This is a genomic window from Stenotrophomonas sp. CASM110 (assembly GCF_049384345.1).
Lineage (GTDB): Bacteria > Pseudomonadota > Gammaproteobacteria > Xanthomonadales > Xanthomonadaceae > Stenotrophomonas > Stenotrophomonas muris.
Genome location: NZ_JBMRGI010000006.1, coordinates 1 through 19759 on the forward strand (window position 1 = coordinate 1; position 19759 = coordinate 19759).

The 19759-nt window shown below is 67.4% G+C and carries 21 protein-coding genes; 10 read left to right on the forward strand and 11 right to left on the reverse strand.

Annotation, left to right across the window (positions count from 1 at the left end):
* Positions 1-144 precede the first annotated feature (144 nt).
* The 7 genes from VG561_RS06155 to VG561_RS06185 all read right to left on the reverse strand — a co-directional run bounded on the left by VG561_RS06155 (position 145) and on the right by VG561_RS06185 (position 6141).
* The gene (locus VG561_RS06155; RefSeq protein ID WP_014646569.1) at positions 145-1167 is read right to left on the reverse strand and encodes a magnesium and cobalt transport protein CorA; all 1023 of its coding nucleotides are present in this window, start codon (positions 1165-1167) and stop codon (positions 145-147) included.
* Between the two features lie 6 nt (positions 1168-1173).
* The gene (locus VG561_RS06160) at positions 1174-2433 is read right to left on the reverse strand and encodes a DUF4105 domain-containing protein (protein WP_423179475.1); all 1260 of its coding nucleotides are present in this window, start codon (positions 2431-2433) and stop codon (positions 1174-1176) included.
* A complete protein-coding gene (locus VG561_RS06165; protein WP_014036584.1) occupies positions 2430-3311 on the reverse strand; it encodes an HlyC/CorC family transporter in 882 nt (293 codons plus the stop codon). Before VG561_RS06165 ends, VG561_RS06160 begins: the two co-directional genes overlap by 4 nt.
* A gap of 64 nt (positions 3312-3375) precedes the next feature.
* Positions 3376-3942, reverse strand: coding sequence for a hypothetical protein (locus VG561_RS06170; RefSeq protein WP_069117598.1), 567 nt, complete (start codon positions 3940-3942; stop codon positions 3376-3378).
* A 77-nt stretch (positions 3943-4019) separates the two neighbouring features.
* On the reverse strand, positions 4020-4595 hold the full coding sequence (locus VG561_RS06175) for a hypothetical protein (protein ID WP_227863814.1): 576 nt from the start codon (positions 4593-4595) through the stop codon (positions 4020-4022).
* Positions 4596-4672: 77 nt separating this feature from the next.
* Positions 4673-5158: an rRNA maturation RNase YbeY gene (gene ybeY, locus VG561_RS06180; RefSeq protein WP_014036587.1), complete on the reverse strand. Its 486-nt coding sequence runs from the start codon at positions 5156-5158 to the stop codon at positions 4673-4675.
* On the reverse strand, positions 5155-6141 hold the full coding sequence (locus VG561_RS06185; RefSeq protein ID WP_423179476.1) for a PhoH family protein: 987 nt from the start codon (positions 6139-6141) through the stop codon (positions 5155-5157). The genes ybeY and VG561_RS06185 overlap by 4 nt, the downstream gene beginning before the upstream one ends.
* Positions 6142-6665: 524 nt before the next feature.
* Here VG561_RS06185 and VG561_RS06190 point away from each other — a divergent pair.
* From VG561_RS06190 to VG561_RS06200, 3 genes are read left to right on the forward strand one after another with little or no spacing between them, the layout of a single operon-like run.
* Positions 6666-7622 (forward strand): HlyD family secretion protein, encoded by a 957-nt coding sequence (locus VG561_RS06190; RefSeq protein WP_069117295.1) that lies wholly within the window; start codon positions 6666-6668, stop codon positions 7620-7622.
* 20 nt (positions 7623-7642) lie between these two features.
* A complete protein-coding gene (locus VG561_RS06195) occupies positions 7643-8566 on the forward strand; it encodes an ATP-binding cassette domain-containing protein (RefSeq protein ID WP_423179477.1) in 924 nt (307 codons plus the stop codon).
* Positions 8563-9675 carry an ABC transporter permease gene (locus tag VG561_RS06200; RefSeq protein ID WP_032960915.1) on the forward strand — a complete coding sequence of 371 codons (1113 nt, stop codon included), beginning with the start codon at positions 8563-8565 and terminating at the stop codon, positions 9673-9675. Before VG561_RS06195 ends, VG561_RS06200 begins: the two co-directional genes overlap by 4 nt.
* A gap of 88 nt (positions 9676-9763) precedes the next feature.
* On the opposite strand, the gene miaB is transcribed toward VG561_RS06200, so the two are convergent.
* A complete protein-coding gene (gene miaB, locus VG561_RS06205) occupies positions 9764-11182 on the reverse strand; it encodes a tRNA (N6-isopentenyl adenosine(37)-C2)-methylthiotransferase MiaB (protein ID WP_423179478.1) in 1419 nt (472 codons plus the stop codon).
* Positions 11183-11369: 187 nt separating this feature from the next.
* Entirely contained in the window at positions 11370-11987 is a 618-nt protein-coding gene (locus VG561_RS06210; protein ID WP_014646578.1) for a glutathione S-transferase family protein, read from the reverse strand.
* A gap of 80 nt (positions 11988-12067) precedes the next feature.
* On the opposite strand from VG561_RS06210, the gene VG561_RS06215 reads away from it, so the two are divergent.
* The 7 genes from VG561_RS06215 to VG561_RS06245 all read left to right on the forward strand — a co-directional run bounded on the left by VG561_RS06215 (position 12068) and on the right by VG561_RS06245 (position 18116).
* Entirely contained in the window at positions 12068-13036 is a 969-nt protein-coding gene (locus tag VG561_RS06215; protein WP_014646579.1) for a helix-turn-helix transcriptional regulator, read from the forward strand.
* A 46-nt stretch (positions 13037-13082) separates the two neighbouring features.
* Positions 13083-13988, forward strand: coding sequence for a lytic transglycosylase domain-containing protein (locus VG561_RS06220; RefSeq protein ID WP_111205949.1), 906 nt, complete (start codon positions 13083-13085; stop codon positions 13986-13988).
* A 199-nt stretch (positions 13989-14187) separates the two neighbouring features.
* A complete protein-coding gene (petA, locus tag VG561_RS06225; RefSeq protein WP_423179479.1) occupies positions 14188-14808 on the forward strand; it encodes a ubiquinol-cytochrome c reductase iron-sulfur subunit in 621 nt (206 codons plus the stop codon).
* On the forward strand, positions 14808-16067 hold the full coding sequence (locus VG561_RS06230; protein WP_014646581.1) for a cytochrome b: 1260 nt from the start codon (positions 14808-14810) through the stop codon (positions 16065-16067). The genes petA and VG561_RS06230 overlap by 1 nt, the downstream gene beginning before the upstream one ends.
* Positions 16060-16809: a cytochrome c1 gene (locus tag VG561_RS06235; protein ID WP_032960911.1), complete on the forward strand. Its 750-nt coding sequence runs from the start codon at positions 16060-16062 to the stop codon at positions 16807-16809. The genes VG561_RS06230 and VG561_RS06235 overlap by 8 nt, the downstream gene beginning before the upstream one ends.
* Before the next feature lie 134 nt (positions 16810-16943).
* A complete protein-coding gene (locus tag VG561_RS06240) occupies positions 16944-17579 on the forward strand; it encodes a glutathione S-transferase N-terminal domain-containing protein (RefSeq protein ID WP_005408842.1) in 636 nt (211 codons plus the stop codon).
* Between the two features lie 84 nt (positions 17580-17663).
* Positions 17664-18116, forward strand: a complete 453-nt coding sequence (locus VG561_RS06245) for a ClpXP protease specificity-enhancing factor (RefSeq protein ID WP_014646584.1) — start codon at positions 17664-17666, stop codon at positions 18114-18116.
* Between the two features lie 104 nt (positions 18117-18220).
* Here the strand turns inward: VG561_RS06245 and VG561_RS06250 are convergent, their stop codons facing one another.
* Both VG561_RS06250 and VG561_RS06255 read right to left on the reverse strand, forming a co-directional pair.
* Positions 18221-18571 (reverse strand): DUF3301 domain-containing protein, encoded by a 351-nt coding sequence (locus tag VG561_RS06250; protein ID WP_005415950.1) that lies wholly within the window; start codon positions 18569-18571, stop codon positions 18221-18223.
* A gap of 67 nt (positions 18572-18638) precedes the next feature.
* Positions 18639-19640: a DUF2272 domain-containing protein gene (locus VG561_RS06255; RefSeq protein ID WP_014646585.1), complete on the reverse strand. Its 1002-nt coding sequence runs from the start codon at positions 19638-19640 to the stop codon at positions 18639-18641.
* Positions 19641-19759 lie beyond the last annotated feature (119 nt).

Below are 19759 nucleotides of genomic sequence, written 5' to 3' on the forward strand. Positions count from 1 at the left end.
GTGGCGGGATTTGCCGTGGTTGCCGGCCAGCGGCCGGCACTACCAGCAGCGGGGCATATGCCACGACCAACGGTCGCGGCCTACCGTATTGCTGGGTATCGACGCCCCCGTGCATGGTGGGTATCGACCGTTGGTCGATACGCGCTACAACCACTTCGCGCGCTTGAACAACCGGTACAGGCCCACGCACACACCGCCCACGCCGACAATCATCAGCGGATACGACCACGGCTGGCTCAGCTCGGGCATGTGGCTGAAGTTCATGCCGTACCAGCTGGTGATCAGCGTCGGCGCTGCCAGCAGTGCGGCCCATGCACCCAGGCGCTTGACCGTCTCGCCCTGCGCCAGCGTCACCAGCGACAGGTTCACGCTCAGTGCGGTGCCCAGCATCTCGCGCAGGGTGTCGATCACATCGCTGATGCGTACCGCGTGGTCATGCACGTCGCGCACGTAGAGCTTCACTTCATCGGGAATCAGGTCACCCTGGTAGCGGCGCAGCTGCGCCAGCACATCCTGCAGCGGTGCCACCGCCATCCGCATCTTGTTCAGTTCGCGCTTGAGCTCGTAAAGCCGTACCACCGTGCTGCGCTTGTAGCTGTCGGCAAAGATGTCCTTTTCCAGCAGGTCCAGGGTGTCGCGGAAGCGGTGCACGATCGGCAGGTAGTTGTCGACCACGAAGTCGGTCACCGCGTACAGGCAGTACGACGGGCCCATCTTCAGCAGCTGCGGTTCACGCTCGACCCGTGCACGCACCGGGGCGTAGGACAGCGAGGCGCCGTGGCGCACCGTCACCAGGAAACGCGGGCCGAGGAAGGCGTGGGTTTCGCCGTACTGGATGCGTTCGTCCACCATCTGCGCGGTGGTCACCACCACGAACAGCGAATTGCCGTAGGTCTCGACCTTGGGCCGCTGGTGCGCATTGCGCGCGTCCTCGATGGCCAGGTCGTGCAGGCAGAACTCTTCCTGCAGTTTCAGCAGCACATCGTCGTTGGGGTCGTACAGGCCGACCCAGACGAAGCCGTTGCCACTGGCAATGACATCGCTGATGGCATCCAGGCTGATGTCGTGGCGTTTGCCGTCGTCATCGTAGTGGACGCAGTTGATGACGCAGGCGGGGTTGGCCGAGGCAGGGGCGGAAGCGGAGGCGGGCAATGACATGCCCGCCATCGTGCGTCAGTGCCGTGTTTCGGACAAGTGAGGACGGCGCCCCAGTACCCACGCCAGCGCGACGTGGACGGGCAGCAGAAGCACGATCCACTGCACGTTGTACTGCGCCTGCAGGCTCAGCCAGTGCAGCACCAGCGCCGCCACGGCCTGCACCGCCAGCAGCCACAGCACGACCCTGAACATGCGGCCCGGCGCGCGCCGGCGCAGCAGCGCGATCGCGCCTGGCAGCAGCAGCACGGCCAGTGGCGAAAGCAGCAGCAGGTTGCGGTTGGCCCAGGCGGCGTAGTGGGTGCTGAAGCCCCACAGGAACACCAGCAGGCTGCCGGCGATGGCACACAGCAGCCAGAACGGCAGGGCCAGCCCGGCAAGCAGGCGCGGGCGGTTGCGCAGCGCCAGTATGCCGGCGGCGATCACCAGGCCACACAGCAGCCACGGCCACCAGCGGCGCGCGAACTCCTTCGGCTCCGGGTCGATGCGGTGCGGCAGCAGTTCCTGTTCGGACTGCACCAGCGGCCGGCCGTCGCTGTTGCGCGCCTGCCGCAGCGCGTCGGCCAGGCGCATCGGCACGAAGGCTTCCTGCCATCGCGACAGCGGCTGGTCGGCGAACGGACCGAGGCCGACATCGAAGCCCAGCCACATCCACGGTGCCGGCGAGGCCAGGCGCACCGACTCGCTGCGATAGGTGTTGCCGCGCGAACGCCCCGACAGCTGCGACTGCAGGCCGCCATCCAGCGCCTTGTCCACCGTGTCGCGCACCATCGTGGCGCAGTTGGCGGTGTAGTAGTCGTAGTGGTAGCGCGCGTTTTCCGGCTTGGCGCGCTCGGCCAGGTCAGCGGCCAGGGCGCGTGCCTGGTCGGGGCGCAGGTCCAGCCACTGCACGCTGGCGCCGCGGCCGGTCTCGTCGTAGTACGACAGGTCCTGCTGCAGCGGCAGCGCCACCAGGTAGTACATCATGTCGCCGCGCACGAAGCGGCTGATGAAATCGTCCTCGGACGGATCGAAGTAGCCGAAGTTGTACGAGGTCGCTTCGCCGCTGAGCGGATCGATCACGACGATGGCGTCGTGGCCGAAGCGCTCGAAGAACACCGTGCCCGGCTGCATGGTCACCACCCCGATGCGCGGGGCGGGAGCCTCGGCGCTGGTGGCGGGTGCAGCAGGAGCGGGTGCCGCCGGCTGCGCGAAGGCGGCCAGCGGCAGGGCCGTGGCCAGCACGCACAGTGCCAGCCACAGCCTCAGGCGCAGTGCCAGGAGGGCGCCGCGCTTCAAGCGTCGTCCTGCGCGTCCGGCGGCAGCACGGTCACGTGGAAGGCCTGGACCCGGCGCGCATCGGCGCGGGCCACGCGGAACATGAAGCGGTCCAACGCCAGCTCGTCACCAACTTCCGGCAGGTGGCCCACGGCCTCGGTGACCAGGCCACCGATGGTGTCGTAGTCCTCGTCGGAGAAGGTAGCGCCGAAGCGTTCGTTGAAGTCGCCGATCGGGGTCAGCGCGTCGACCACGTACTGGCCGTCGGACTGGATGGCGATCTGCGCCGACGGATCCTCGGCCTCGTCATGCTCGTCGTCGATCTCGCCGACGATCTGTTCCAGCACGTCCTCGATGGTGACCAGGCCGGCGACACCGCCGTACTCGTCGACCACGATGGCCATGTGGTTGCGTGACAGGCGGAATTCCTTCAGCAGCACGTTGAGCTTCTTCGCCTCCGGGATCAGCACTGCCGGGCGCAGCAGCTCGCGCACGTTGGCCGGGCCGTTGTCGGCGACCACGCCGCGCAGCAGGTCCTTGGCCAGCAGGATGCCAAGGATGTCGTCCTTGTTCTCGCCGTGCACCGGGAAGCGCGAATGGCCGGATTCGACCACCTGCTTCATCAGTTCCAGGAAGGGCGCTTCGACCGGCAGCGAAACCATCTGCGAGCGCGAGATCATCACGTCGCCCACGGTCAGCTCGGCCACCGAAATGGCGCCTTCCATCATCTTCAGGGTATCGGCGGCGATCAGGCCCTCTTCCTGCGCGGTGTGCAGGACAGCGACCAGCTCGTCGCGGGTATGGGGTTCGCCGGAGAAGGCGGAGGTCAGGCGTTCAAGCCAGCCGCGCTTCTTTTCACTGGGCTCCTGTGCGGAGCTACTACTGTCGTCTTCTGACATCTCTGGAAAAAGGGCACCCGGCAAGCCGGGCGTTGGCCCAAGTCTAGCAGGATGTGGCGGCCTGTCAGTGACCGTCGCTGCCCGGTCCGGTGATCGGCGGCGGGGCCAGTTCAGGCCGGGCGGGGGCTTCTTCCTCGGGCAGGTCCAGGCTGTAGGTGCAGCCGGCCAGGGTTTTGCCGGGATGGGAGGCCACGGTGGAGACGCTGAGGATGATCGACTCGATCCGGGCCTCGCCGGTCTTCGGATCGGTCACGTCGCGGCTGACCAGCTCGCGGCCGGCCATGAACTTGCCGTCCTGGTCGTAGCCGGTCTCCAGCCCCAGCCGCCCGGCCAGCGGCCGCGGATCGGCCTGGTCGAGGATCGCCATGACGCTGGACCCGGCCACGGCGACCCGTTCGGTGCGGGCGCCGAACACGCTGATCGGCTGGGCCAGCCGGTACTCGCTCATGAACTGGTTGCCCTGCGGCAGCGGCTGCAGGCCGTGGGCGACGGCTTTCAGCGGATCAGCCAGCAGGGGCGCCAGCGCGGCCTGCTCGGCCACGCCCTGGCGGCATTCGATCAGCGCCGGCAGGTCCAGGGCAGCGGCCGGGGCGGACACGGCGAGCAGCAGGGGCAGGGCAATACGCAGCACGGGCACGGGATCCGCAACGGGAGGCAGGCCGGTGATCGTACCGGTCCCGGCCAGCCATCGCGAGCGCCCCAAGGCAATCAGGGCGGATACCGGCGCGTGGTCGCAGGGTACCAGCGCAGCCTGACCGGATAGCCCAGTTGCACCTGCAGGTGATCGCGCACGGCCGCCGCCGTCGCGCGGTTGGCTGGGGTATCCCGCAGCTCAACCTCCAGTTCCCCGGTCGTGACATCCAGGCTATAGCCGAACAGGTCGGGCAGCTGGGCCAGCAGCCAGTCCCGCTGTGCGTGCAGGCGGCGCTGCATCTCCGCTTCGGTCATCGCGGCGCCGGTGATGTAGCGCACGCGTTGCGGGCCATCCGCCCCTGGATGTGTCTCATCGGCCGCGGGTGCTGGGCCAGTCAGTCGAACGACGACGTTCCAACCTGCCGCGTTGTCCACCCAGATTCCGGCGAGGCGTGCCGCGTGGCGCGCTTTCAAACGTTCCATCAATGCGTGCTGCTGCGCCTCGGCGACCGCCTGACGCGCCGTCTGTTGGCTGACGTCAAAGAACGCCTGCACCTCGGCGACCTTGGCGGCAATGTCGGCGGCGCTGTCGCTGGCCGGGAACGGCGACGGTCGTTCCCGGCCGGGGTCGATGCCCGGGGCAGTGGTCACCTGCAGAAGAGCGGCGATGAGTGCGGGCAGCAGCGCGATGGGCGCGTCCTCCGTGAAGATCCCGGTGTGCGTGGGCCTCAGCGCTCGCCGGCGTAGGGGTCGGCGATGCCGAGCTCGGCCAGGATCTCGCGCTCCAGCTGTTCCATGGCGTCGGCTTCCTTGTCGTCCTCGTGGTCCCAGCCGAGCAGGTGCAGCACGCCGTGCACGGTCAGGTGTGCGTAGTGGGCGTTGAGCGCCTTGCCCTGTTCATCGGCCTCGCGGGCCACCACCGGTGCGCAGATCACCAGGTCGCCCAGCAGCGGAAACTTCACGCCCTTGGGCAGCCCTTCGGGCACTTCGGCCGGGAAGCTGAGCACGTTGGTCGCGTAATCCTTGCCGCGATAATGGCGGTTCAGTGACTGCCCTTCCTTGGCATCGACCACGCGGATGGCCAGGTCGGCCTCGCGGATGCGGCCTTTCAGCGCAGCAGCCACCCACTTGCGGAAGCTGACCGCCGCCGGCAGGCCGGTGCGCGGCAGGGCATAACTGACGGCGACGTCCAGTCGCACGGGACCACGGGTCATGGAGTTGCTCCAGGTTGGATCTGATGCAGGTCACGGCGATCGTAGGCGCTGACGATGCGCGCCACCAGCGGGTGGCGGACTACGTCGCGCGACTCGAAGAAGGTGAAGCTGACGCCCTCGACCTCGCGCAGCACGTCGATGGCATCGCGCAGGCCGGACTTCACGTGCTTGGGGAGATCGGTCTGGGTCAGGTCGCCGGTGACCACGGCGGTGGAACCGTAGCCGAGGCGGGTCAGGAACATCTTCATCTGCTCGATGGTGGTGTTCTGTGCTTCGTCCAGGATCACGAAGGCATCGTTGAGCGTGCGGCCACGCATGTAGGCCAGCGGCGCGATTTCGATGACGTTCTTTTCCAGCAGCTTGACCACCTTCTCCACGCCCATCATCTCGTAGAGGGCGTCGTACAGCGGTCGCAGGTAGGGGTCGACCTTCTGGCTCAGGTCACCGGGCAGGAAGCCCAGCTTCTCGCCGGCCTCCACCGCCGGGCGCACCAGGATCAGGCGCTGCACCCGTGATTCGTTCAGCGCTTCGACCGCGCTGGCCACGGCCAGGAAGGTCTTGCCGGTGCCGGCCGGGCCGATGCCGAAGTTGATGTCATGCGTGGCGATGTGGTGCAGGTAGCGGCCCTGGTTGACACCGCGACCGCGCACCGTGCCGCGCTTGACCTTGATCGCCACCTCCTGCGCTTCGTAGGAGCGTTCGGCGATCTGCTCGACGTTGGCCTGCGCCAGGCGCAGGTGGATGGCGTGGTTGTCGAAGGTGGTTTCGCCGGCTTCGGCGTACAGCGCTTCAACCAGCTTCTGCGCCTCGACGATGGCTTCGTTGGGCCCGCTGATGCGGAACACGAAACCGCGGTTGGCGATCTCCACGCCGAGCTTCAGCTCGATCTGGCGCAGGTGCCCATCGAAGGGGCCGCACAGGTTGGCCAGCCGCTCGGTGTCTTCCGGCGACAGGGTGAAGTCTCGATGTTCGATGCTTTTCATTGCCTTGGGTGGGGCGGAAGCCTTCCACCGCAGTGTATTCAGGGAGGACAAGGGTAGCGCGCGCAGCGGGCGCGCGGCCAGCACGGGGTCGATACATGCTTTTCCACACCCGGTGTGGACGGGGGCTGCGGAAACCTGTGGATAGACCTCTACAGTGCTTGTGCCACAAGCGTCATGAGGGGGTGGTGAAAAAATCGTCACGGACCCGGGCGTGCCGGCACCCGCAGGACGGGCGGACCGGGAGGGAGGGCACGTCGCAGCGCGTGGCCGAGAACTTCCCGGGCACGCCGGCGTTCTTCGTGATCGCAGCGCAGGTTCCGCTGCCAGGCGAGCAACAGGATCCCGTGTTGCCGGTTTTCCACACCGGTTGTGGAATGATGCCGAATCAACCTGTGGATAGGTGGCGCGGAGCCTTGCAGCCAAAGGCTCGCCAACGCGTGGTGAAAAAACCGTCAGGGCTGATCGGAATCATAGAGGGTGCACGGGGCGGATGGCACCGTGGCGCCGTCGCAGGAGGGGATGGCATGGGCATCGGCAATGGGATGCGTGGAATCGGATTGGTGGGTATCGGCCTGCTGGCCGGGTGTGGGCAGGCGCCGCCTGCAGCGCTCGGCACGCTGGAGTGGGACCGGATCACGGTGCCGGCGCCGGCGGCCGAAGTGATCGCCACGGTGGAGGTGCGCGAGGGGCAGCAGGTCAAGGCCGGAGCAGTGCTGATGCAGCTCGACCCCGCCCGCGGCGACGCGCAGTTCGCCGCGGCGCAGGCCGACACGGTGCGCGCGCAGGCCCAGTTGGAAGAACTGAAGATCGGCCCGCGCCAGGAACAGATCGCGCAGGCCCAGGCGCAGCTGGCCGCGTTGCGCGCGCAGTCCGCCGAAGCCACGGCCTACTACCGTCGGGTGCAACCGCTGGCACGCCAGCGCCTGATCGCCGCCGCCGAGCTGGACCGTGCACGGGCGGCTGCCGGCAGTGCCGAGGCCAGCGTGCGGGCCGCCGAGCAGGCCTGGCTGGAACTGGTGCACGGCAGCCGCGCGCAGGACATCGCCCAGGGCCAGGCGGCCGCCGATGCCGCGCAGGCGCAGCAGGTGGTGCAGGGCGTCAACCTGCAGAAGCTGCAGCTGCGCGCGCCGCGCGATGGTATTGTCGATGCCCTGCCTTACCGGCAGGGTGACCAGGCGCCGATCGGGGCGCCACTGGCGGTGATGCTGGTCGGCGAGCGCCCCTATGCACGCGTCTACCTGCCGCAGCCGCTGCGCCTGCAGGTCAAGGTCGGGCAGGCTGCGCAGGTGCAGCTGGAAGACGGCAGCACCGTGCTGAAGGGGCACGTGCGCTCAATCCGCAGCGAGCCCTCGTTCACCCCGTACTACGCACTGACCGGTGATGACGTCGAGCGCCTGAGCTATCTGGCCGAGATCGAAGTGGACACGGCCACCGACATGCAGAAGCTTCCGGCCGGACTGCCGGTGCAGGTGCGCTTCTGAACACCGGCGACGACATCGCGGTGCATGCGCAGGGCTTGACCCGCCGCTTCGGCGATCTTCTGGCCGTGGACAATGTCGACCTGACTGTGCCGCGCGGGCAGGTGTACGGCTTCCTGGGGCCCAATGGATCCGGAAAGTCGACCACCATCCGCATGCTGTGCGGCCTGCTGGAACCGAGCGCTGGGCAGATCCAGGTGCTGGGGCTGGCGGTTCCCGAGCAGGCCGAAGCACTGCGCCGGCGCATCGGCTACATGACCCAGCGCTTCTCGTTGTATGAGGACCTGTCGGTGCGCGAGAACCTGGAATTCCTCGCCGCCATCCAGGATCTGGCACGCGCGCAGGCCCGGCAGCGGGTCGACGAGCTGCTGGAGCAGTACCATCTCCTGGACCGTCAGCCACAACTGGCCGGAACCCTCAGCGGTGGCCAGAAGCAGCGCCTCGCCCTGGCCGGCGCCGTCGTGCACGCGCCCGAGCTGCTGTTCCTGGACGAGCCGACCAGCGCGGTCGATCCGGAATCGCGCCGTGATTTCTGGGAAGCCCTGTTTGAACTTGCCGACGCCGGTACCACCGTGCTGGTGTCGACCCACTACATGGACGAGGCCGAGCGCTGCCACCGGCTGGCAATCCTGGACCGTGGTGCGCTGGTCGCCGATGGCACGCCGGCTGAGCTGTGCGCACGGCTGGACGGCCGCACGTTGCAGGTCACGTCGTCGCAGCCGCGGCAGGCCAGCCGCGCACTGTCTGAGCTGCCCGGTGTGCTGAGCGTGGCGCAGATCGGCACCCAGCTGCGCGTGCTGTGCAATGAGGGCGCAGCGGACGTCGCAGTGCTGGCCCGTGCACTTGCCAACGCTGACCCGCAGGCCCGCATCCAGACGGTGGCGCCGAACCTGGAAGATGTGTTCGTGGCCGCCACCCGTGGCCGCGGCCGGGAGCCGGCGGGATGAACCTGCGCCGGCTGTGGGCGATCATGCTCAAGGAGCTGCGGCAGCTGCGCCGCGACCGCATCACGCTGGCGATGATCGTTGGCATTCCGGTGATGCAGCTGTTGCTGTTCGGCTATGCGATCAACCTCAACCTGCGTCATCTCGATGCGGGTGTCGCCGATCAGGCCAACAGCGCCGCTTCGCGCGCGCTGGTGCAGGACATGGTGGCCACCGGCGTGATCACGCCGCGCAGCGAAGCCTACACGCCTGCCCAGCTGATGCAGGCGCTGCGCCGTGGCGAGATCAGTGTCGGCATCGTGGTGCCGGCCGACTTCGAGCGTCGCCGCTTCGATGGACGCGAGGCGGTGCAGGTGCTGGTCGATGGCAGCGACACCGTGGTGCAGAGCGCGGCGATCCAGCTGGCGCAGGTGCCGCTGGACACGCGCCCGACCAGCAACACCCGTCCCCTGCGCGAAGGCAGCATCGCCAGTGGTCCGGTCAGCGTGACCAGCTTCTACAACCCGCAGCGGCGCTCGGCGGTGAACATCGTACCGGGCCTGATCGGGGTGATCCTGACCATGACCCTGGTGATGTTCACGGCGGTAGCGGTGGTGCGCGAACGCGAGCGCGGCAACATGGAACTGCTGATCGCCACGCCGGTGTCGCGCAGCGAGCTGATGGTCGGCAAGGTGCTGCCCTATGCGGCCATCGGCCTGCTGCAGACCACGCTGGTGCTGGTGCTGGGCACCTGGCTGTTCCAGGTACCCATTCGCGGCAGCCTGCTGGACATCTATCTGGCCGCGGTGCTGCTGGTGCTGGCCAACCTGGCGCTGGGCCTGCTGATCTCCACGCGTGCGCGCTCGCAGTTCCAGGCGATGCAGATGACCCTGTTCCTGTTCCTGCCGTCGATCCTGCTGTCGGGCTTCATGTTCCCGTTCGCTGGCATGCCGCGGCCGGTGCAGTGGCTGGCCGAGGTGCTGCCGCTGACCCACTTCCTGCGCCTGGTGCGCGGCATCATGCTGCGCGGCGCCTCGTTGTGGGAGCTGTGGCACGACGCGCTGGCGCTGCTGGCCTTCATCGTGGTGATGATGACCCTGGCCATCCTGCGTTTCCGCAAGCGCCTGGATTGAAGGCAGGGGGTCGGATCCCCGCAGGGGCTCCGACCCCAATTTATCGGGCCGGCGGGCCGGAGCCCCTTTGGGGCTCCGACCCGAAGATTCATTCCGTCACCACCCGCGCGCGCAGCGAATTGGTCAGCGCTTCGGTGATCACCACATCCACGAACTGGCCGATCAGGCGCGCCGGCGCCGGGAAGTTCACCGAACGCATGTTCTCGGTCTTGCCGGTCAGCTCGTTCGGGTTCTTGCGCGAAGGGCCTTCCACCAGCACGGTCTGCACGGTGCCGACCATCTTCTCGGAAATGCCGGCGGCGTATGCATTGATGCGCTCCTGCAGGCGCGACAGGCGCGCGTGCTTTTCGGCATCGCTGATCGTGTCCTCCAGGTCCGCGGCTGGCGTGCCCGGGCGCCGCGAATAGATGAAGGAGAAGCTGTGGTCGAAGCCGATGTCCTCGATCAGCTTCATGGTCTTCTCGAAGTCGGCATCGGTCTCGCCGGGGAAGCCGACGATGAAGTCCGAGCTGATCGAGATGTCCGGGCGCACCGCACGCAGCTTGCGGATCTTCGACTTGAATTCCAGCGCGGTGTAGCCGCGCTTCATCGCTGACAGCACGCGGTCGCTGCCAGCCTGTACCGGCAGGTGCAGGAAGTTGGCCAGCTGTGGCACGTCACGGAACGCATCGATCAGCGAATCGCTGAACTCCAGCGGATGCGAGGTGGTGAAGCGGATGCGGCCGACGCCATCGATCTCGGCGATGGTGCGGATCAGCAGGCCGAGGTCGGCGAACTCGCCGTCACCGTACGGCCCGCGATACGCGTTGACGTTCTGCCCGAGCAGGTTGATCTCGCGCACGCCCTGTGCGGCCAGCTGCGCCACCTCCACCACCACATCCTCGAACGGGCGGCTGACTTCGGTGCCGCGGGTGTAGGGCACCACGCAGAACGAACAGTACTTGGAACAGCCTTCCATGATCGACACGAATGCCGAGGGTCCTTCGGCGCGCGGCTCGGGCAGGCGATCGAATTTCTCGATCTCGGGGAAGCTGATGTCGACCTGCGGGCGCTTCTGTTCGCGGCGTGCGCGGATCAGCTCCGGCAGCCGGTGCAGGGTCTGCGGGCCGAACACCAGGTCGACGAACGGCGCACGCTTGATGATCGCTTCGCCTTCCTGCGAGGCGACGCAGCCGCCGACGCCGATGATGACTTCGCGGCCCTTGTTCTTCAGGCCCTTCCACACGCCCAGCTGGCTGAACACCTTCTCCTGCGCCTTCTCGCGGATGGAGCAGGTGTTGACCAGGATGACGTCGGCGTCGTCCGGGCTGTCGGTCAGTTCCAGGCCATCGCTGGCGGCAAGCACGTCGGCCATCTTGGCCGAGTCGTACTCGTTCATCTGGCAACCGTGGGTCTTGATGTACAGCTTGCCTTTCACCTGGTCGGGCTTGCGCGGACCAGCGGGCAGGGCAACGAGCGGGGTACCGCCCGGTGTGGTGGGCGGAAAGACGTCTGGCGTCCCGGTCATGGCGCTTAATCCATTCGGGTGGCGGGAAAGCGGGCAATTCTACCCGCATCCCACGCCAGCCGCCGCGCCCGTGCAACCGAGCCCATGCCCAGCGTGGCCATCACTGTAGAGCCGAGCCCGTGCTCGGCTGCCTTTGCAAGGCGGAGGAGCAGCCGAGCGTGGGCTCGGCTCTACAAGAGGCCGCTGCTTACGCCGCCAGCTCCGCATCGATCTGCCGCGAACGGTCGAAGGCGGTCATCGCGCTCATCCGTGCGATGTAATCGGCCGTGGCCGGCGCGGGCTGCACCAGGCCGAAGGCCGTGGTCCAGGCCAGCGCATTGCCCCACAGCACGTCGGCGGCGCTCATCGTCTCGCCGAGCAGGTAGGGGCCCTGCGCCAGCTGGGCCTCGATCACCTGCAGCACGGTCTCGGCGTCGTTGTACGGCGACATCAGGCGCGGCGGCGGCTCGCGGTGCATCGCCTTGTCGATCATCGCCGGCTCGAAACAGGCGCCATAGAAGGCCATCCAGCGCAGGTAGGGCCCGCGCAGGGCGTCGCCGATCGGCGGTGCCAGGCCGGCCTCCGGATACAGGTCGGCCAGGTACAGATAGATCGCCACCTGCTCGGTCACCAGCGCACCGTTGTGGACGATCGCCGGCACCTTGCCCATCGGGTTGATGGCCAGGTAGGCCGGGGCCAGGTTGGCGCCCGCCTTCAGGTCCAGCACCTGCATGCGGTAGTCGGCACCCAGTGCTTCGAGTAGGGCCACGGCGCCGCTCGAGCGCGAACGGGCGGCGTGGTACAGGGTGATCTGGCGTGAATTCATGGCATTGCTCCTTGCGGTGGGTGGTGAACTGGAGGCCATCCTGGGGCACTATTGCGGACGACTTCTGTCCTCGATCCTTCATGCGCCATACCGCCCATCGATTGCTGCGCCTGATCGCCCTGCTGCAGGCCCGTCGCCAGTGGTCCGGGGCCGAGCTCGCCGAGCGCATGGGCGTGGACCGGCGCAGCATCCGCCGTGACGTCGAGCGCCTGCGCGAGCTGGGTTATCCGGTCCGGGCCTCGTCCGGGGTTGGCGGCGGCTACCAGCTGGGGGCAGGGGCGCCGGTGCTGCCGATGCTGCTGGACGAGGAGGAGGCGACCACCCTGGCCATCGCCCTGCGCGCGGCCTCGGCGACCGTCGCCGGCATCGACGACACCGCGCGCGGCCTGTTGTCCAAGCTCGATCCGCTGGTGCCGACCCGTCGCCGCCAGCAGGCCGGCGAGGTGCATGCCGCCACCGCCACCCTGTCCGACCTTCCGTCCACCGACGCACGCCTGCTTGGGCAGCTGGCCCAGCACTGCCGGCAGGCGTCACGGCTGGCCTTCGAATACCGCAGTGCCCAGGAAGCGGTGACCCAGCGCGAGGTCGAGGCGCAGCACCTGGTCAACTACGGGCGGCGCTGGTACCTGCTGGCCTGGGACCTGGGCCGGCAGGACTGGCGCACCCTGCGCGTGGACCGGATGGGCGCGGTGCGCGAATGCGCCGAGCCGGGCATGCACCGCCGTACGCCCGCACCGCCGGATGTGATGGTGCGGCAGGCGGTCAGCCAGGCCCCGTTCGCCCTGCAGGCCATCGTCCGCCTGGCCGGCAGCCGCGCCGAGCTGGAAGGCCGCATCCCGCCCTGGTGTGGTGTGCTGGAGGACGATGGGCCCGACCATTGCCTGCTGCGCATGGGCGCCGAGAGCCGCGGCATGATGCTGGCGCAGATCCTCAGCCTGGACCGGGTGCCGGTGGCGGTGTGGACCACGCCGCCGGGCCTGCGCGATGAACTGGCACAGCGCCTGGCCGGATTGGGGCAGGTGCTGGCTGTGCCGCCGGTCACAGGCTGAGCCGCGTCGCTTGGCAAGCCCCGGCGAAGCTGGGACACTCGCCGGCATGAAGGGGATACTGGGGACAACGGCGATCATCATCGCTGCGCTGACCGCTGCGCCGGCCAGCGCGGGCACCCTGTTCAAGTGCCAGGGCGCCGACGGGGTCACCAGCTATGTCAGCAAGCGCCTGGCCGGGGCCCGCTGCAGCGCCATCAGCTACAGCCGCGACCTCCGCCCGGCACCGCGCCCGGTGGTGGCCGCGCCGAAGCCGGCGCCGACCACCGTGGCCAGCATCGAGCGCAACCCGGTGGCGGTGGCGGCCAGCGCTGCGACGCCGGCGGCTGCGCCAGCCGCCGTACCCGCGCCCCCGGTTGCCTCGCGCAGCGGGCGCATGGTCAGCGGCCAGGTCTATTCCTTCATGAAGGACGGCGTGCGCCACTACACCAGTGCGCGCCCGACCCAGGTCGCCAACCTCGGCCCGGTGCGCACCATCCGGTACAGTTTCATGGAGCGCTGCTACGCCTGTGGCGTCAACCCGCGCGTGGACTTCGGTTCGGTGCGGTTGAACACCACCGCGTTCCAGACCGAGATCAGCTCGGCCGCGCGCGAGTTCGGCGTCGACGAAGCCGTGGTGCGCGCCATCATCCACGCCGAGTCGGCCTACAACCCGACCGCGCTCAGCCGCGCCGGCGCGCAGGGCCTGATGCAGCTGATGCCGCCAACCGCGGCCCGTTTCGGAGTCAGCGATTCCTACGATGCCGGGCAGAACATCCGCGGTGGCGTGCAGTATCTTGCGTGGTTGTTGAAGCGTTTCAATGGCGACCTGACCCTGGCCGCGGCTGGCTACAACGCGGGCGAAGGCGCGGTTGACCGCCACGGTGGCGTGCCGCCCTACAGCGAGACCCAGTACTACGTGCGCCGGGTCGGGCAGCTGGCCGAGCGTTACCGCACCGCATTGACGCACCAGTAGTGCCGGCCGCTGGCCGGCAACCTTGGGCAATGGCCGGTACCGACCGGCCACTGGCTGGCAGCCCCGTAATCAATGTTGTTGCAATGCGTTGTGTGGCGCTCGACGGTTCCGCTACACTCGCCCATGATTCAATGCGGCTCTGGCCCCCACCGGATCCGCTGGCAGCCTTAAAGCTACCTAATCAATATCGGAGTGCCGGATGGCCAACGATGGGGTACACGATCCAGTCAACACCGGACGTCGGCGTTTTCTTTCTGCCACCACAGCCGTGGTGGGCGCCGTCGGCCTCGGATTCACCGCTGTTCCTTTCATCAAATCCTGGAACCCCAGTGCCCGTGCCAAGCTTGCCGGCGCACCGGTGGTGGCCGACATCAGCGCCCTGCAGGAAGGCCAACGCCTGATCGTGGAATGGCGTGGCCAGCCGATCTGGATCGTCAAGCGGTCCAAGGCGATCCTCGATGCACTGCACGGGCTCGATGGCCGCCTCAAGGACCCCGAGTCCGGCGAGAAGGACCAGCAGCCGGACTACGTGCTGAAGCAGAACCCCGAGCTGCGCTCGATCAAGCCGGACATTTCCGTGCTGGTCGGCCTGTGCACGCACCTGGGCTGTTCGCCGGAAATGGTCGCCGAGATCCGGCCTGAACCCTATGACCCGCAGTGGAAGGGCGGCTACTTCTGCCCCTGCCACAAGTCGCGCTTCGACATGTCCGGCCGCGTCTTCAAGGACGTGCCGGCGCCGATCAACCTGAAGGTGCCCGCGCACCATTACCAGGACGACAACACCATCATCATCGGTGTCGATCCGCAGGGGGCAGCCTGATGGCCAATATCCTCGCTCGTACCGCCAGCGGCGTGGCCGACTGGGTCAATGCCCGCGCGCCGGGCCTGATGCCGGTCTACCGCAAGCACGTCACCGAGTACTACGCGCCGAAGAACTTCAACATCTGGTACTACTTCGGTTCGCTGGCGCTGCTGGTGCTGGTCAACCAGATCGTCACCGGCATCTTCCTGACGATGCACTACAAGACCAACGCCGCCGAGGCGTTCGGCTCCATCGAATACATCATGCGTGATGTGGAGTGGGGCTGGCTGATCCGCTACATGCACTCCACCGGGGCCTCGCTGTTCTTCATCGTGGTCTACCTGCACATGTTCCGCGGCCTGCTGTACGGCAGTTACCAGAAGCCGCGCGAGCTGGTGTGGATCCTGGGCATGCTGATCTACCTGGTGCTGATGGCCGAAGCCTTCATGGGCTACGTGCTGCCGTGGGGGCAGATGTCGTTCTGGGGCGCCAAGGTGATCATTTCGCTGTTCGGCGCGATACCGGTGATCGGCAACGGCCTGACCGAGTGGATCATGGGCGACTACCTGCCCAGTGACGCCACGCTCAACCGCTTCTTCGCGCTGCACGTCATCGCACTGCCGCTGGTGCTGCTGTTGCTGGTGGTGCTGCACCTGGGCGCGCTGCACGAGGTGGGGTCGAACAACCCCGATGGCGTGGAGATCAAGAAGGGGCCCAAGGGCAACCGCTGGTCGCCGAACGCCCCGGCCGACGGCATTCCGTTCCATCCGTACTACACGCTCAAGGATGGCGTCGGTGCCGGCTTCCTGCTGATCATCGCCGCCTTCATCATCTTCTTCGCCCCCGGTTTCGGCGGCCTGTTCCTGGAGCACGACAACTTCACCGAAGCCAACCGCCTGGTGACCCCGGAACACATCAAGCCGGTCTGGTACTACACGCCGTACTACGCGATGTTGCGCGTGGTGCCGAACAAGCTGGGCGGCGTGCTGGTGATGTTCTCGGCCATCGCGATCCTGTTCCTGGTGCCGTGGCTGGACAAGGCGAAGGTGAAATCGGTGCGCTACCGCGGCTGGATCTCGAAGGTGATGCTGGGCGTGCTGGCGGTGTGCTTCGTGTGGCTGGGCGTGATTGGTTCCGGCCCGGGCACCGATGTGCACGAGACCTACATCGGGAGGGTGTTGACCTTCCTGTACTTCGCGTTCTTCATCACCATGCCGCTATGGACAAGGTTGGACAGGACCAAGCCGGTACCGGAGAGGGTGACCACGCATGACTGAGCGCTGGATGGTCCGGCTGGCCCTGGCGGCCACCCTGATGCTGGGCAGTTTCCTGGCCTCCGCCGCCGAAGGCGGCACCCCGCTGCTGCAGGCCGGCAACGACCTCGGTGACCGCGCCTCGCTGCAGCGCGGCGCGCAGCTGTACATGAACTACTGCTCCGGCTGCCACGCATTGAAGTACCTGCGCTATTCGCGGATGGCGCAGGACCTCGGCCTGACCGAGGAAGAGGTGATGAACAACCTCAACTTCACCGGCTCGGCGATCGGCGACCCGATCCCGGTGGCGATGCCCAAGGAGAACGCGGAGAAGTGGTTCGGCAAGATGCCGCCCGATCTCAGCCTGATCTCGCGCGTGCGGGGCAGTGACTGGGTCTACACCTATCTCAAGTCGTTCTATCTGGACAGCAGCCGCCCGCTGGGCTGGAACAACGCGCTGTTCGCCAATGCCTCCATGCCCAACCCGCTGTGGGAGATGCAGGGCCTGCAGCATGCGGTGCACGGCAAGGCGGAAGCGCCTGGCATGGACCCGCCGGTGACCGGCCTGAAAATCGAAACGCCCGGGTCGGTCGATGCCGGCCAGTACGATCAGGCCGTTCGGGACATCACCAACTTCCTCGAATACGCCGGTGAACCGGCCGCGCTCAAGCGGCAGCAGCTGGGCGTATGGGTGATCCTGTTCCTGGCCCTGCTGACTTTCCTGCTGTACCTGCTGAAGAAGGAATACTGGAAGGACGTCCACTGATTCTGCCGCCGGCCATCGCCCGGGCCTATTGGCTTTTGTGATGGTCGGTTGCACACTCGGGGTGGAGTCGACCGCTGGCACGGTGCCGGCGGCGCCGATGCGGCAGGCGGTCTCCTGTCGTGGGAGAGCCTTTGATGGCGGCGAGCGTACGCATGCGCAATACACTGACGCTGTTTTCCTCGAACGACGACGTACTGTGCCACCGGGTACGCCTGGTGCTGGCGGCCAAGGGGGTCACCTTCGACTTTGTCCCGGTCGATCCGCAGAACCCGCCTGAAGACCTGATCGATCTCAATCCGTACCACTCGGTGCCGACCCTGGTCGAGCGCGAGCTGGTGCTGTACGCCGCGTCGGTGGTCAGCGAATACCTGGACGAACGCTACCCGCATCCTCCGCTGATGCCGGTCGATCCGCTCTCGCGTGCGCGTATCCGCTTGGCCATGCTGCGCATCGAGCACGACTGGGTACCGCAGGTGCAGGCCATCCAGCTGGGCAACAAGACCCAGGCCGAGGCCGGCCGCAAGCGCCTGAAGGAACTGCTGACCGCCTCGCTGCCGCTGTTCAAGGCCAGCAAGTTCTTCCTCAATCCGGAAATGAGCCTGGCCGACTGTGCAATGGCACCGATCATCTGGCGCCTGCAGTCGCTGGACGTGCCGCTGCCGAAGGACGGCAAGGCGATCGAGGACTATGGCAACCGCATCTTCCGTCACCCGGGTTTCGTCCGCAGCCTGACCGACCAGGAAAAGAAGCTGCGCGATCTGCCGGTCTGATCCGACCTTGCGTAACCCGTCTGCACGCCGACCGGCGTGCAGGCGATCCGCCCCGGCGGGGCGCCGGGCGCGTACACTTCACGCATGACCGAAGACTTCTTCCACATGACCAGCCACCGCCCGTACCTGCTGCGGGCGCTGGTGGAATGGATCAACGACAACCAGCTGACCCCGCACATCCTGGTCGACGCCGGCGTCCCCGGCGTGCAGGTGCCGCCTTCGGCGGTCAAGGATGGCCGGGTCGTGCTCAACATCGCCGAACGCGCCGTCGTGCGGCTGATGATCGACAACGAAATGGTGAGCTTCTCGGCCCGCTTCTCCGGCACCAGCTACCCGGTGCAGGTACCGATCAGCGCCGTGCTGGCGGTCTATGCCCGCGAGACCGGGCAGGGCATGGCGCTGCCGGATGACATTCCGGGCAGCGAGACCGCGCCGACCAGTGACGAACTGCTGCACGAGGACGGCACGCCGCCGGACGATACGCCACCGGCCAGTCCGCCGCCCAAGGGCCGCCCGAACCTGCGCGTGGTCAAGTAACCATTCCGACGCCGCCCCGATGGGCGGCGTCTTCCTTTGCAGGTTTTACCGGTGGGTGCCGGAATTGTGTGGGTGCCGACCGTTGGTCGGCACACCTTCAGTTCTTACACATCCTCGGCATCCTCCACATCCGGCCGGATCTGGCTGATCCGCGCGGCACCGGGGCCGGTGAACGAGATCAGCTGGTCGCCGCGCAGCACCATGCGGCCCACGTGGCGATCGATGCCATCGTAGGAATACTCGAACTTGAAGGTGCGCTCGAAACCGAGCCGTCCATCCTCGCCACGCGACAGTCGCAGGCCGGTGGCATGTACCGCCTGATCCAGCCACTGCACGTCGGCAGCGCGGCAGGCATTGCGGCCCAGCTCGACCGCGCGCTCGGCGGCCGAACGCGCCGCATTCCAGAAGAAATAGATGATTCCGCCGGCAATCAGCAACAACAGCAGGGTGGGCATGGCGTCAGCCGTCAGAGGTGGATCCGGCAAAGATGGCGGCGAACGCGCGCTGGATCAAGCGCTGCACTCACCGCCGTGGCTGCGGTTCGCTGGACATCGGTGATGCGGGCACGTTAGACGGCGCCGTCGCCGGCACCGTCTGCATCGGCGCGGCGGAGGGCGAAGGCATCACCAATGGCGCGGTCGCCGTCAGCTGCAGCAGCGCTGCCCAGTCCTGGCGGTTGAAGCTGCATTCGTCCTCGCGGCCCGGCGTGCAGCTGGGCTCGATGCCGGTGCTGTTGCGTTCGCGCGCCGGCGGCAGCTTGATCAACCCGGTGCGGTCCAGCGGCAGCAGTCGCATCGCCACCGTGTTCATCACGTTGCCGCCCACCAGGTACAGGGTCTGGTCGCCCCCCAGGTTGGCGGCCACCACTACTTCGCAATGTGATTTCCAGTGGCCCACCGAACCGTTGCCCAGTGCCTGCACCAGCCCACTGTAGCTGAGCGTGGTGCTGCGATCGCGCAGGAAGCACAGCAGGTCGCCCGGTGCGGGCTTTGCGGTCGCGGGATCGACCAGCCGGTACGGCACGCCCGAGGGTCCGCCCTGGTACGCGGCACGGATGTAGTCGATGTGGCGTGGCGACGCGTTGAAGCCGGGGACGCCGGACTGCACCATCACCCAGGAAATGAACGCGGCCGACCACGGGTTGTCGATCAGGAAGGTGCGGCAGTCGCTGTCGGTGTAGCGCGTGCCCAGTGGTGCCAGACAGCTGCTGGCGCCGGCGATGCTGCCCATCGCGTTGAGCGTGCCGCTGTTGCGCCAGTAGCCGGCCACGCGCTGCCAGGCAATCAGCCCGTTGTCGGCCAGATGTTCGTTCTCGGCCTCGGTGACACTCAGGCTCGCCGCGCGGCCATCGCGATCGATGAAAGGCCGGAACCAGAGCCGGTGTTCATTGCAGGCAGTATTGCGGATGGCCACCGCCAATGGGCTCAGGCCGAAACGCGGTGGCACATCGCAGGCTTCGGCCGCCGCTGCGGACAGGGGGGCCGCGGCCAGCAGCAGACAGGCAGGCAAGAGCATCCGGCGCATGCGCGGCTCCTGTGGGGGATGCCGGCAGCGTCGCAGAGGCGGCCGTAGCCGAGCCGTGAAGGCGTCCCGGGTCGTGTAGAGCCGAGCCCATGCTCGGCTCATCGCGCGAAGCGCGCGCA

Coding starts and splice junctions, on each gene's coding strand:
- VG561_RS06215 (WP_014646579.1), top strand. CDS start 12,068: ATGCGCCATACCGCCCATCGATTGCTGCGCCTGATCGCCCTGCTGCAG.
- petA (WP_423179479.1), top strand. CDS start 14,188: ATGGCCAACGATGGGGTACACGATCCAGTCAACACCGGACGTCGGCGT.
- VG561_RS06235 (WP_032960911.1), top strand. CDS start 16,060: ATGACTGAGCGCTGGATGGTCCGGCTGGCCCTGGCGGCCACCCTGATG.
- VG561_RS06185 (WP_423179476.1), bottom strand. CDS start 6,141: ATGAAAAGCATCGAACATCGAGACTTCACCCTGTCGCCGGAAGACACC.
- VG561_RS06230 (WP_014646581.1), top strand. CDS start 14,808: ATGGCCAATATCCTCGCTCGTACCGCCAGCGGCGTGGCCGACTGGGTC.
- VG561_RS06255 (WP_014646585.1), bottom strand. CDS start 19,640: ATGCGCCGGATGCTCTTGCCTGCCTGTCTGCTGCTGGCCGCGGCCCCC.
- VG561_RS06245 (WP_014646584.1), top strand. CDS start 17,664: ATGACCGAAGACTTCTTCCACATGACCAGCCACCGCCCGTACCTGCTG.
- VG561_RS06155 (WP_014646569.1), bottom strand. CDS start 1,167: ATGGCGGGCATGTCATTGCCCGCCTCCGCTTCCGCCCCTGCCTCGGCC.
- VG561_RS06190 (WP_069117295.1), top strand. CDS start 6,666: ATGGGCATCGGCAATGGGATGCGTGGAATCGGATTGGTGGGTATCGGC.
- VG561_RS06165 (WP_014036584.1), bottom strand. CDS start 3,311: ATGTCAGAAGACGACAGTAGTAGCTCCGCACAGGAGCCCAGTGAAAAG.
- VG561_RS06250 (WP_005415950.1), bottom strand. CDS start 18,571: ATGCCCACCCTGCTGTTGTTGCTGATTGCCGGCGGAATCATCTATTTC.
- VG561_RS06220 (WP_111205949.1), top strand. CDS start 13,083: ATGAAGGGGATACTGGGGACAACGGCGATCATCATCGCTGCGCTGACC.
- miaB (WP_423179478.1), bottom strand. CDS start 11,182: ATGACCGGGACGCCAGACGTCTTTCCGCCCACCACACCGGGCGGTACC.
- VG561_RS06200 (WP_032960915.1), top strand. CDS start 8,563: ATGAACCTGCGCCGGCTGTGGGCGATCATGCTCAAGGAGCTGCGGCAG.
- ybeY (WP_014036587.1), bottom strand. CDS start 5,158: ATGACCCGTGGTCCCGTGCGACTGGACGTCGCCGTCAGTTATGCCCTG.
- VG561_RS06210 (WP_014646578.1), bottom strand. CDS start 11,987: ATGAATTCACGCCAGATCACCCTGTACCACGCCGCCCGTTCGCGCTCG.
- VG561_RS06240 (WP_005408842.1), top strand. CDS start 16,944: ATGGCGGCGAGCGTACGCATGCGCAATACACTGACGCTGTTTTCCTCG.